At 74.5% G+C, this 12,853-nt stretch carries 8 protein-coding genes; 6 read left to right on the top strand and 2 right to left on the bottom strand.

Translation table 11 applies throughout. The features are described from left to right. Positions 1-53 precede the first annotated feature (53 nt). Together ACZ52J_RS30030 and hflX are read left to right on the top strand one after the other, a co-directional pair. Positions 54-2,234, top strand: a complete 2,181-nt coding sequence (locus ACZ52J_RS30030) for a RelA/SpoT family protein (RefSeq protein WP_465623201.1) — start codon at positions 54-56, stop codon at positions 2,232-2,234. Positions 2,235-2,502: 268 nt separating this feature from the next. After that, a complete protein-coding gene (gene hflX / locus ACZ52J_RS30025; protein WP_360505198.1) occupies positions 2,503-4,005 on the top strand; it encodes a GTPase HflX in 1,503 nt (500 codons plus the stop codon). A 117-nt stretch (positions 4,006-4,122) separates the two neighbouring features. On the opposite strand, the gene ACZ52J_RS30020 is transcribed toward hflX, so the two are convergent. After that, a complete protein-coding gene (locus tag ACZ52J_RS30020; RefSeq protein ID WP_465623199.1) occupies positions 4,123-5,241 on the bottom strand; it encodes a trypsin-like serine peptidase in 1,119 nt (372 codons plus the stop codon). A gap of 54 nt (positions 5,242-5,295) precedes the next feature. Continuing rightward, entirely contained in the window at positions 5,296-6,498 is a 1,203-nt protein-coding gene (locus ACZ52J_RS30015) for a trypsin-like serine peptidase (protein ID WP_465623197.1), read from the bottom strand. A gap of 474 nt (positions 6,499-6,972) precedes the next feature. Here ACZ52J_RS30015 and ACZ52J_RS30010 point away from each other — a divergent pair, with 474 nt between their 5' ends. The 4 genes from ACZ52J_RS30010 to ACZ52J_RS29995 all read left to right on the top strand — a co-directional run bounded on the left by ACZ52J_RS30010 (position 6,973) and on the right by ACZ52J_RS29995 (position 12,841). Then, positions 6,973-8,961 (top strand): IucA/IucC family protein, encoded by a 1,989-nt coding sequence (locus tag ACZ52J_RS30010; RefSeq protein ID WP_465623196.1) that lies wholly within the window; start codon positions 6,973-6,975, stop codon positions 8,959-8,961. Beyond that, on the top strand, positions 8,853-9,542 hold the full coding sequence (locus ACZ52J_RS30005; protein WP_465623250.1) for a GNAT family N-acetyltransferase: 690 nt from the start codon (positions 8,853-8,855) through the stop codon (positions 9,540-9,542). The genes ACZ52J_RS30010 and ACZ52J_RS30005 overlap by 109 nt, the downstream gene beginning before the upstream one ends. Before the next feature lie 91 nt (positions 9,543-9,633). Further along, a complete protein-coding gene (locus ACZ52J_RS30000; protein WP_465623194.1) occupies positions 9,634-11,040 on the top strand; it encodes a lysine N(6)-hydroxylase/L-ornithine N(5)-oxygenase family protein in 1,407 nt (468 codons plus the stop codon). After that, positions 11,018-12,841: an IucA/IucC family protein gene (locus ACZ52J_RS29995; RefSeq protein ID WP_465623193.1), complete on the top strand. Its 1,824-nt coding sequence runs from the start codon at positions 11,018-11,020 to the stop codon at positions 12,839-12,841. Before ACZ52J_RS30000 ends, ACZ52J_RS29995 begins: the two co-directional genes overlap by 23 nt. The last annotated feature ends 12 nt before the right edge of the window (positions 12,842-12,853 follow it).

Here is a 12,853-nt window from a genome sequence, read left to right as displayed (position 1 = left end):
CAAGATCACCGTCCCCAGCGGGGCCGCGCCCGGCGACGTTGCCGGAGGTGCCGATGACCATCGAAGCCGGGCAGTCCCTGACGGGGCAGCCGACGACCGTACGGCAGGCCGGGGCCAGGAGGCCCCTCGGAGAGCTCGGCCGGGCCGCCCTCGGCCGAGCCGGCCGGGCCGCGTTACTGGCCACCGGCCGGCCGCCCGTGCCGGACGCCCTGGAACCGCTCGTCCGGGTCCACCGGCAGCACCACCCGCAGGCCGACCTCGGCCTGCTCGCCCGGGCGTACCGGCTCGCCGAGGCCAGCCATCGCGGCCAGAAGCGCAAGAGCGGTGAGCCGTACATCACCCACCCGCTGGCCGTCACCATGATCCTGGCCCAACTCGGCGCCGGGACGACCACCTTGGTCGCCTCGCTGCTCCACGACACGGTCGAGGACACCGAGTTGACGCTGGACCAGGTGGGTGCCGGATTCGGACCCGAAGTCGCCTACCTGGTCGACGGGGTGACGAAACTGGAGAAGGTCGACTTCGGCGCCGCCGCCGAGGCCGAGACCTTCCGCAAGATGCTGGTCGCCACCGGGGACGACGTCCGGGTGATGGTGATCAAGCTGGCCGACCGGCTGCACAACATGCGCACCATCCGGCACATGAAGCCGGCCAGTCAGGTGCGGATCGCCAAGGTCACCCGGGACGTGCTGATCCCGCTGGCCGAGCGGCTCGGCATCCAGGTGCTCAAGGCGGAGCTCGAGGACATCGTCTTCGCCACCCTGCACCCCGAGGAGCACGCCCGCACCCGCGCCCTGACGGCCGACCACGAGGCCGAGCCGGACACCGTGCTGGAACCCTTCGCCCGGCAGCTGGCCCGGCACCTGGCCGAGGCCGGGGTGGCCGCCGAGGTGACCGTGCGGCCCCGGCACTGCGTCTCGCTGCACCGGGTGCTGCTCAAGCGGTCCGGCGCGCCCGGGCCGGACGGCCTGCCGCAGGCGCCGCGGCCGGCCGACTTCGGGCGACTGCTGGTGGTCGTCGAGGAGAACGCGGACTGCTACGCCGTGCTCGGCGAACTGCACACCTGCTGGACGCCACTGCCCGGGGAGTTCAAGGACTTCGTCGCCGCGCCCAAGTTCAACCTCTACCAGTCGCTGCACACCGCCGTGGCACTGAGCGGCGGCGCGGTGGTCGAGGTGCTGGTCCGCACCCGCCGGATGCACGAGGTCGCCGAGACCGGGGTGGTCGCGCTCGGCGACCCGTCCCCGGCCGCCGCCGCCCAGGACACCGACGAGCTGGACCGCACCGACCCGGCCCGGCCGGGCTGGCTCAGCCGACTGCTGGAGTGGCAGCAGGACACGCCCGACCCGGACGCCTTCTGGTCCGCGCTCACCGCCGACCTGGCCGGCGACCGCGAGATCACCGTCGTGACGGAGAGCGGCGAAACGCTTCAGCTGAGGGCCGGAGCCACCTGTGTGGACGCGGCCTACCTGCTCGGCGAGGACACCGGCCACCGATGTATCGGCGTCCGGGTCAACGGGCGGCTCAGCGCGCTCTCCACCGTGCTCGAGGACGGCGACCTGATCGCGGTGCTCACCGAGACCCTCCCGGCCGGCGGCGGGCAGCCCTCCGGCCCCTCCCCGGAATGGCTGGCGCACGCCCACACCCCCGCCGCCCGGCTGGCCATCGAGCGCTGGCTGGCCGACCCGCCCGCCCGGCTGCCGGCGGTCCGTACCGGCCCGGCCGGAGCCCAGCCCGCCCCGCCCGGCCGACGCACCGCCGAGAAACGGGCCGCCCCGGTCGCGGTGACCGGCCGGCCCGGGGCGGCCGTACGGCTGGCGCGCTGCTGCACGCCCGTCCCGCCGGACGAGGTGGCCGGCTACCCGATCCGCGGCGGCGCCGTGGCCGTCCACCGCACCGGCTGCCCGGCGGGAGAGCGGATGCGGGCGGACGGGCGGGCCCCGCTGGAGGTCCACTGGCAGCCGCAGGGCGCCCCGGCGGCCGGTCACCGGGCCACCCTGCGGGCCGAGGCGCTGAACCGGCCCCGGCTGCTGGCCGACCTCACCGCGGCGATCTCCGCCGCGGGCGTCGGCATCGTCTCGGCCGAGGTCGAGCCGCCCCAGGAGTCGCGGGTCCGGCACACCTACACCGTCGAACTGCCCGAGCCGGGCGCGCTGCCCGGGCTGATGCGGGCGATGCTGCGGGTCTCCGGGGTGTACGACGTCAGCCGCCCGCACGCCCCGGAGGTCGGTTAGGCGTTCCGTGCCACCGGGCGGGACCGGTCGCTTCCGGCGCCGCCGCACCGGAAATGGGATGACCGGCCCGCGCCGGGCGTGCGACCATCATGGGGAATTCACGGCCGGTCCGCGGCGTTCACAGGGCACAGGAGCCCCGGTGGCAGCCGAGGACCCGAGGGGTAGCTCACCCCGCCCGGACGGTAGCCGGGGCGGCAGCTGGGCACACTCCTTAAGGGACCGCGCGGCGGTCCCCGAAGGCCACCCGTACCAGCAGCCAAAGGACAGAATGACCTCCACGTTCGACACCCGCGACCACGCCGACGCTCCGCGCCGCCTTGACGGTCTGCGGGCGGAAGCCCTCATGGACGAGGACCTCGCGGCCATCGACGAGGACCTCGACCACCACTACGACGGCGACCAGTACGACCGCAGCGAGCGCGCCGCCCTGCGCCGGGTCGCCGGCCTCTCCACCGAACTCGAAGACGTCACCGAGGTCGAGTACCGCCAGCTCCGCCTGGAGCGCGTGGTGCTCGTCGGCGTCTGGACCGACGGCACGCTGGAGGAGGCGGAGAACTCCATGGCGGAGCTCGCCGCGCTCGCCGAGACCGCCGGTTCCGAGGTGCTGGACGGCGTCATCCAGCGCCGCGACAAGCCCGACGCGGCCACCTACATCGGCTCCGGCAAGGCGCAGGAGCTGCGCGACATCGTCTCCTCCACCGGCGCCGACACCGTGGTCTGCGACGGTGAGCTCACCCCCGGCCAGCTGATCCACCTGGAGGACGTGGTCAAGGTCAAGGTCGTCGACCGGACGGCCCTGATCCTGGACATCTTCGCCCAGCACGCCAAGTCCCGGGAGGGCAAGGCGCAGGTCGCGCTCGCGCAGATGCAGTACATGCTGCCGCGGCTGCGAGGCTGGGGTCAGTCGCTGTCCCGGCAGATGGGTGGTGGCGGCTCCGGCTCGTCCGGCGGCGGCATGGCCACCCGCGGTCCCGGTGAGACCAAGATCGAGACCGACCGGCGCCGGATCCGCGAGAAGATGGCGAAGCTCCGCAAGGAGATCGCCGACATGAAGAAGGGCCGCGACACCAAGCGCCAGGAGCGCCGGCGCCACCAGGTGCCGTCGGTGGCCATCGCCGGGTACACCAACGCCGGCAAGTCCTCCCTGCTCAACCGGCTCACCGGCGCGGGCGTCCTGGTGGAGAACTCGCTGTTCGCCACCCTGGACCCGACCGTGCGCCGGGCCCAGACCCCGAGCGGGCGGGTCTACACCCTGGCCGACACCGTCGGCTTCGTCCGGCACCTGCCGCACCACCTGGTCGAGGCCTTCCGCTCGACCATGGAGGAGGTCGCCGACGCGGACCTCATCCTGCACGTGGTGGACGGCTCGCACCCCGAGCCGGAGACCCAGCTGGCCGCCGTCCGCGAGGTCATCGTCTCGGTCGACGCGCAGGCCGTGCCGGAGATCGTGGTGATCAACAAGGCGGACGCCGCCGACCCGCACGTGCTGCAGCGCCTGCTGCGCCGCGAGCCGCACGCCATCGTGGTGTCGGCCCGCAGTGGCGCGGGCATCGAGGAGCTGCTCAAGCTCATCGACGACGAGCTGCCGCGACCGGCCGTCGAGGTGCGGGTCCTGGTGCCCTACACCCAGGGCGCGCTGGTCTCCCGGGTGCACGCGGAGGGCGAGCTGCTTTCCACCGAGCACACCGGCGAGGGCACGCTGCTGCACGCCAAGGTGCCGGCCGAGCTGGCCGCCGAGCTGGAGTACTTCACGGTGGCCCTGCGGGGCTGAGGCCGAAGCGCAGGCGAAAGCGCGGGGAAGGGCCCCCGGGACCGGCGACGGTCCCGGGGGCCCTTCCGCGTTCCGCCGGGTCACGCTCCACGGGGGTCGGCCGGCCTCCGCCGGGGGTCATCTGACGTTCTTGGCGAAGTAGTCGAAGGCCTGCTTCGCCTGGTCCTGCAGCGAGGGTCCGGCCTGGTACCCGGCGGGGTTGCGGTTGCCGATCGCGCCGACGCTGATCAGGTTGGGCTTGCCGTCCCTGGTGATGAACCAGCCGCCGCCGCTCGAGCCGGCGGTCATGGTGCAGCCGATCACGTACATCGGCGGGCGGGCCGGGTCGAAGGAGATCCGGGCGGGCGGGACCGGGGAGTCGCAGTGGTCCAGCTCCATGCCGTCGAAGGGCCGCTCGGCCGGGTAGCCGTAGGCGGCGGCCGCGGTGATCTGGTCGGCCGGGGCGTTGAACCAGATCGGGACCGAGCCGCCGACCGTCTCCTCCAGGGACGTGCCGGAGTCGCTCTCGGCGCGCACCCGGAGGATCCCGTAGTCGAACTGGTTGTGGGCGCCGACGCCGCTCTCCTGGAGCCAGGTCGGCGACACCATCGCGCGCACCGCCGTCCACCGGCCGTACGGGGCGGCCTGCGCGTCGGAGTACGGCTTGCCGTGGCTCGCCTGGCCGTCCCGGTTGAAGCCGGGCACGAAGACCAGGTTCCTCAGCCAGCCGCCGCCCCTGCCGTCGTGCAGGCAGTGCGCGGCGGTGTAGACGAGGTTGCTGCGGCCGGGGTTGGCGGGGTCGGAGACCACGGTGGCGGAGCAGGTGGCGTCGCCCTGAGGCGTCGTCATGAAGAGTCGGCCGACCACGGCGGTGGCCTGGCCGTACGGGTGCGGCTGCGGCTTGGCGGGGACGGCGGCGGGCGGGGCGTCCCGTTCGACGCCGGGGGCGGCGGGGGCGGTCAGTGAGTACTCCGGGGTGGGCCGGGGCTTGGCGGCGTCCATCCGGGCGGCCGACCAGAAGCCCGGGGCCGTCTCGTTGGCGAACCGGCTGTCGGCGACGTACTTCGTCCAGTCCTCCAGCTTCCAGCCCGTCAGGTCGCCCAGACTGGTGGGCGCGGACGTGGGAAGGGCGGGGGGCGGGGCGGCCGGCCTGGCGGGACCGTCCGGACCGCAGGCGGCCGCCGCCAGGGCGGTCACGGCGAGCAGCGCGGCGCCGGCCGTCCTGGCCCGGCGCCCGCGGCTGGTGGTTCTCGGCATGCTGCATCGTCCCCCGTGCTGTGCTGGTGTTTCCGTACCGCCCCCCGGTGGCGGCTACTGCTTCCTGGAGATCCAGTCCAGGGCCTGCTTGGCGACCGTCTCCAGGTACGGGCCGCTGAGCGAGGTGTGGCCCTCGGTGCCGATCGAGGTGTTGCTGACCAGGGCGGTCCTCCCGTCGGGCATGGTGGCGAACCAGCCGCCGCCGCTGGAGCCCTGGGTCATGTTGCAGCCGATGGTGAGCATCGTGGGGCGCTTGGCGTCGAAGGAGAGCCGGGTCGGCTTGCCGCCGTCGCACCTGTACAGCTCCTGGCCGTCGAACGGCTTGAGCAGCGGGTAGCCGACGGCCGACACGCTGACCTTGTCGCGCGGGGCGTCGAACCACACCGGCACGGCCGAACCGACCGTCTCCTCCAGGGACTTGCCGGTGTCGTTCTGGTTGTGCACGCGCATGACGGCGAAGTCGTACTGGTTGGCGGCGTCGCCGGTGCCGCCGCCCTCGACCATCCACTGCGGCGAGGTGGTGACCTGGTCGGCCCACCAGGTGCCGAGCGGGGCCAGTTCGGACAGCGGGGCGCGCTTGCCGCCGCTGGAGGCACCCGAGTTGTTGTAGGCGGGCACGAACACCAGGTCCTTGTAGAAGCTCCCGCCCTTGCCCTCGTGCACGCAGTGGCCGGCCGTCCAGACCAGGTTGCTCCTGCCGGGGTGCTGCGGGTCGGCGATCACCGTCGCCGAGCAGTTGCCGCGGCCGCCCTTGGCGGAGAAGAACACCTTGCCGGAGGGCTGCTTGGTGTACGGGCGGGGCATCGCGACGGCGTTGACCGTCGGCGGCTCGGGGTCGGTCACGCCGTCGTCGGTGGCGGGCTTCGGGGTGGCCGGGGAGGGCTTGGCGGCGGGCGGGGCCGGCTCGGCGGGCTTGGAGTCGCCCATCTTGTCCGGGTCCCAGAAGTCCTTCACCACCGGGTTGTTGAAGACGTGCTTGGACGCCCAGGTGTCCCAGTCCTCGAACTTCCACTTCTTCAGGTCGTCCCAGGTCCTCGGCAGGCCCTCCAGCAGGCTGGTCGGCAGACCGGACGGGAGGGTGATCCCGCCGATCACACCGCCTCCGCCGGTGCCGCCGTTCGCCGCGGCCGAGGAGGGCGGCGGCGCGGCGCTGCCTCCCCCGTCGCCCGCCGGGCCGTCCGGCCCGCAGGCGCTCACGGCGAGCAGGGTTCCCGCGACCGCGGCGGCGGCCAGGGCTGACCGGTGGATCGTAGGCATCTGTGCGCTTCCCCCTGTGCTCGGTCGGTCGGTGCCGGCTCGGTCGGTGCCGGGTCGGTGTGCGGCGGCTCGGTGTGTGCCGGGTCGGTCGGTGCTCGGTCGGTCGGTGCTGGGTCGGGCGGTCGGCGTGGGGCCGGTCGGTGCCGGGCCGACCGTGCGCGGCCGGACCGTGGTGCGGCGGCCCGCCGCCCTGGAGTCTTCCACCGCAGACGAGGACGGCCGTGCCCACCCCCCGGGTTGCGGCGCCGGCCGGAGGTCACCGATCCGTGATGCGGCCCGGTCGGCTCGCTGGCGCAGCAGGCCTTTTCGCCCCGGTGGTGGACAATCCCCGATCTTCACCCGGACGAGTGAGCCGTCCTTGTGATCACCCCTCAGGGATAGGTAACCCTTACCTGACGCGAACGGTGCGAGCGCCCGCCGACCCCCTCCCACCACAGTGCGCGTCCGCACCCCCACGCGCCCCAAGGAGCAGCCTTGAGCACCGCCCTCACCGGAGCCCCGCCCGAACCGCCGCAGCCGACGGAGCCCTCTCGGGAGCCGAAGGGCGCGCCGACGCCGAAAGCGACGAGCGACCAGCGGGCGGTGGGGACACCCCCGGCCGACGGTGGGGGGAGAACACCGGAGAGCAGGGGCACCCCCCAACCGTCAGGCCGGGGCAGGGAGTCGGTGCCGGACCCCGAGCGCCCCGAGGCGAGCGCGCAGGGCCGGCCCGAACCCGACCCGCTGCTGCACCCCGATCCCGTCGTCGCCGCCGAACAGGCCGCCGTGGAAGCCCTGTTGCGCTGCTGGACGCGGGAGACCGGGGCCCGGCCCGGGCCGGACGGCCGACTGCGGATCGCCGTCCTCGGCGGGGCCGCCCGGCTCACCGCCCCGGTCCGCTACTGGTCGCCCGGCGGCTGGCACCGCTTCGGCCCGGCCACCCTCGCGGTCGGCGAGGGCAGCGTCGCGGGGGAGGGCGCCGACGCTCCGGTGGACGCCGTCACCGCCGCCGCGCTGCTCGCCGCCGCGGCCGCCGAGCGGCCCGACCCCGGACAGGTCGCCGACCTCGCCGGCCGGGTCGCCGACTCGGTCGTCCGCACCGCCGAGATCCTCGCCCACCGCCGCACCGCCGCCGCGCCCGGCGGACCGGAGCGCTCGCACTTCCTCGCCGCCGAGCAGTCCCTGCTGCTCGGCCACCCGCTGCACCCCACCCCGAAGAGCCGCGACGGCCTCGGCCCGGCGCAGAGCGCCGCCTACTCGCCCGAACTGCACGGCTCCTTCCGACTCCACTGGTACGCCGTGGACCGCGAACTGCTCGCCGCGGGATCCGCCGTCACCGAGAGCGCAGAACAGCTCACCGCCGGCCTGCTCGACGGCCGCCTCGCGCTGCCGCCCGGCACCGCCGCCCTCCCGCTGCACCCCTGGCAGGCCCGCGAACTCACCCACCGCCCGGCCGTCGCCGCCCTGCTCGCGGACGGGCTGCTGCACGACCTCGGCCCGGCCGGCGAGCCCTGGTACCCCACCTCCTCGGTCCGCACCGTCTACCGGCCCGGAACCCCGTGGATGCTCAAGCTCTCGCTGGGCCTGCGGATCACCAACTCCCGCCGGGAGAACCTGCGCAAGGAACTGCACCGCGGCCTGGAGATGCACCGGCTGCTGGAGAGCGGGCTGGCCGCCGAGTGGCGGGCCGCCCACCCCGGCTTCGACATCGTCCGCGACCCGGCCTGGATCGGCGTCGACCACCCTGCGCTCGGCGACCCGGGCGGCCTGGACACCGTGCTGCGCGCCCAGCCCTTCGCGCCCGCCGAGCGCGCGCTGTGCGTCGCCGGACTGGTCGCCGAACAGCCGCTCGGCACCGGCGACACCGTGCCCTCCCGGCTGGGCGACACCCTGCGGACGCTCGCCGCGCGCTGCGGCCGCCCGCTGCCGACCGTGGCCGCCGAATGGTTCCTGCGCTACCTGGACGCCGTCGTCCTGCCCATCCTGTGGCTGGACGGCCGGGGCGGCATCGCCCTGGAGGCGCACCAGCAGAACAGCCTCGTCCTGCTGGACGGCGACGGCTGGCCCAGCGGCGGCCGCTACCGCGACAACCAGGGCTACTACTACCGGGAGAGCGCCGCCGAGCGGCTCACCGCCCGGCTGCCCGGCCTCGGCTCCGACAGCGACACCTTCCTGCCGGACCCGGTGATCGACCACCACTTCGCCTACTACCTCGGCATCAACCACGTCCTCGGCCTGATCGGCGCCCTCGGCTCTCAGCAGCTCGCCGACGAAACGGTGCTGCTGGCCGCGCTGCGCCGGTTCCTGGCCGGGCCGCAGGTCGCCGCCACCGGCTCGGCCCTGCCCGGGCTGCTGCTGGACGCGCCCACCCTGCCCTGCAAGGCCAACCTGCTCACCCGGATCAACGGCATGGACGAGCTGGTCGGCCCGGTCGCCAGCCAGTCCGTCTACGTGGACATCCCCAACCCGGTGGCGGGTGGCTGATGTTGGACGACCTGCCCGGATGGGGCGCGATCCCCACCCCGGCCGGCGAGTTCCGGCTCAGCCCGGTCCGGCTGCCCGCCGACCTGGAACTGCTCACCGGGTGGATGAACGACCCCGAGGTCGCCGCCTTCTGGGAGCTCGCCGGGCCGCCGGAGACCACCGGCCGGCACGTCCGGGCCCAGCTGGACGGCGACGGCCGCAGCGTCCCCTGCCTCGGCCTGCTCGACGGCGAGCCGATGAGCTACTGGGAGGTCTACCGCGCCGACCTCGACCCGCTGGCCGCGCACTACCCGGCCCGGCCGCACGACACCGGCGTCCACCTGCTGCTCGGCCCCGCCGCCAGTCGCGGCCGGGGGCTGGGCGCCGTCCTGCTGGCCGCCCTCGCCGAACGGATCCTGCGCCGCCGCCCGTCCTGCGAACGGGTCGTCGCCGAACCGGACGTCCGCAACCGGCGCTCGGTCCGGGCCTTCGAACGGGCCGGGTTCCGCGCGGCCGCCGAACTCGACCTGCCCGACAAGCGTGCCGCCCTGATGGTGCGCGTCCGGGCGCCCCGGCCCGCCCAGCCCCCGTCCGGCCCCTGACCTGCCCAGCGCCGCCGCCCAGCCCCGACCTGCCTGGCCCCGACCTGCCCAGCCCCGACCTGCCTGGCCCCGACCCCGCCTAGGACACCCCGTGGACACCCCAGCATCGCCGCCGCCGTACGACCTGCTCGGCGTCGGCATCGGTCCGTTCAACCTCTCGCTCGCCGCGCTCGCCGAGCCCGTCCCCGGACTGCGCACGCTCTTCTGCGACCAGCGCCCGGAGTTCCGCTGGCACCACGGGATGCTGGTGGACGGAGCCCGGATGCAGGTGCCGTTCCTCGCCGACCTGGTCTCGCTGGTGGACCCGACCAACCCGTGGTCCTTCCTCAACTACCTGCGCGCACAGGACCGGCTGTTCCCGTTCTACTTTGCCGAGCGCTTCCAGCTGCCGCGCCGCGAGTACGACCACTACTGCCGCTGGGCCGCCGAGCGGCTGGCCAACTGCCGCTTCGGCACCGAAGTCACCGCCCTGCACTGGGACGCCCCGTTCTACCGGGTCGAGTTGACCGACACCGCGACCGGGCGACGGTCCTCCGTACGGGCCCGCAGCCTCGCCCTCGGCGTCGGCACCCGCCCGGTGCTGCCCGAAGCCTTCGCCGGCCTCGCCGGCCATCCGCGGGCCTTCCACTCCGCCGACTACCTGGACCGCCGCGCCGACCTGGCCGACGCCCGGGACATCACCGTGGTCGGCAGCGGACAGTCCGGCGCCGAGGTCTTCCTCGACCTGCTCCGCCGCCACGAGGGCGACGGCGTCCGGCTGCGCTGGCTCACCCGCACCCGGGCGCTCGCGCCCATGGAGTACTCCAAGCTCGGCCTGGAGCACTTCACCCCCGACTACACCCGCTACTTCCACGGCCTGCCCGGCCCCGTCCGGGACGCCCTGGTCACCGCCCAGTGGCAGCTCCACAAGGCCGCCAGCGCCGAGACCCTCGCCGAGATCCACGACCACCTCTACGAGCGCACCATCGGCCGCCCGATCGACACCGCCCCGGTCGAGATCACCCCCGGCACCGCCGTCACCGACGCCCGCCCCGGCCCCTGCGGCGGCCTCGAACTGCACTGCCGGCACACCGACTCCGGCGCCGAGCACGTCCTGCGCACCGACGCCCTGGTCCTCGCCACCGGCTACCGGGCCGCCCGCCCGGCCGCCCTCGAACCGCTCGCCGACCTGATCGACTGGGACGAGGCCGGACGCTACCGGGTCGACCTCGACCACCGCGTCGCCACCCGGCCCGGGCTCACCGGCGGCCTCTACGTCCAGAACGCCGAACTGCACACCCACGGCGTCGGCACCCCCGACCTCGGGCTCGGCGCCCACCGGGCCGCCGTGATCCTCAACGCCGTCACCGGGCGGACCGTCCACCGGCTGCCCGACCGCACCGCGTGGACCGGCTTCGCACCGCCCGTCCCGGCACCGCCCGTCCCCGCCCCCTTCGACCTGACCCCCGTCCTCCCTCGCCCCCAGGAGCTGACCCGTGCCGCAACCGTCGGCCGCTGAACCGCCGCTCTACCTGCCCCCGCACCTCACCGCCGGGCACTGGCAGCGGGCCGGCTGCGCCCTGCTGGCCAAGATGCTCGGCGAGTTCGCCTACGAGGAACTGCTCAAACCCGTCCCCGGGGCCCTCGACGGCGAGTACCTGCTGAAACTGCCCGAGGCCGAGTACCGGTTCACCGCCCGGCGCGGCGCCTACGACGGCTGGCAGGTCGACCCGGAATCCGTCCGCTGCTCCCGCCCCGACGGCCTGGACCCGCTGCGCTTCCTCCCGTACGCCCGGCAGACCCTCGGGATGCGCGGCGAGACCACCGCCCACCTGATCCGCGAGCTCTCCGCCACCCTGACCGCCGACGCCCGCCAGCTCGCCACCGCGCTCACCGCCGCCGAACTCGCCGAGCTCGACCACCCCGCACTGGAGGGCCGGCAGGGCGGCCACCCCTGGATCGTCCCCAACAAGGGCCGGATCGGCTTCTCCGCCGCCGACGCCGCCCGCTGGAGCCCGGAGGCCCGCAGCCCGCGCCCGCTGCCCTGGATCGCCGTCCACCGCCGGCTCGCCGAGTACCGGGGCGTGCCCGGCCTGGAGCGGCCCGAGCAGCTGTACGCCCGCGAGCTGGACGACGTGGACGCGCTGCGCGCCGCGCTCGGCCCGGACGCCGACGACTACCTGCTGCTGCCCGTCCACCCCTGGCAGTGGGACGAGACGATCCTGCCGCTGTTCGCGCCCTGGATCGCCTCCGGTGAGATCGTCCCGCTGCCCTCGGACGGCGCCCCACGGCTGCCCCAGCAGTCCATCCGCTCCTTCTTCAACACCGCCCGCCCCGAGCGCTGCACCGTCAAACTGCCGCTGTCCATCCTCAACACCCTGGTCTGGCGCGGCCTGCCCACCGAACGCACCCTGGCCGCGCCCGCCGTCACCGCCTGGCTGCACGGCCTGCGCGACGCCGACCCGTTCCTGCGCGACGAGTGCCGGGTGATCCTGCTCGGCGAGATCGCCTCCGTCACCGTCGACCACCCGCTGTACCGGGAGATGCCCGAGGCGCCGTACCAGTACAAGGAACTGCTCGGCGCGATCTGGCGCGAACCGCTCGGCCCCTGCCTGGACGGCGGCGAGCGGGCCCGCACCCTCGCCGCCCTGCTGCAGACCGGCTCCGACGGGCGGGCGCTCGCCGCCGAACTGATCGCCCGCTCCGGCCTCACCCCGGCCGAGTGGACCGGCCGGCTGTTCGCCGCGATGCTGCCGCCGCTGCTGCACTTCCTCTACCGGTACGGGCTGGTCTTCTCCCCGCACGGCGAGAACGCCATCGTGGTCTTCGACGAACGGGACACCCCGACCCGGCTCGCGGTCAAGGACTTCGTGGACGACGTCAACCTCAGCTCGCAGGACCTGCCCGAGCTGCGCGACCTGCCCGCCGAGGTCGCCGACGTACTGCTGCGGGAGCGCCCGCAGGGGCTCTGCCAGTTCCTCCACTCCGGACTGTTCATCGGCGTCTTCCGCTACCTCGCCCCGCTGCTGGAGGCGCAGACCGGACTGCCCGAGACCGAGTTCTGGGCCCTGCTGCGCGCCGAGATCCGCCGCCACCAGGACCGCTTCCCCGAGCTGCGCGAGCGCTTCGAGCTGTTCGACCTGTTCCTGCCCCGGATCGAGCGGCTCTGCCTCAACCGCAACCGGCTGATCCTCGACGGCTACCAGGACCGCCCGCACCGCCCGCACGCCGCCCGGTTCGGGACCGTGCCGAACGCACTGGTGGAGGTGGACGTCCGGCTGCCCGCGAGACGGGACCGGATTGTCACCCCCGCCCCGTAGGCTGGGAGGGTC

This window comes from Kitasatospora sp. NPDC034035, assembly GCF_055575755.1.
The sequence above is the reverse complement of the archived record's forward strand: the minus strand, read 5'-3'. Positions and strand labels throughout refer to the sequence as shown.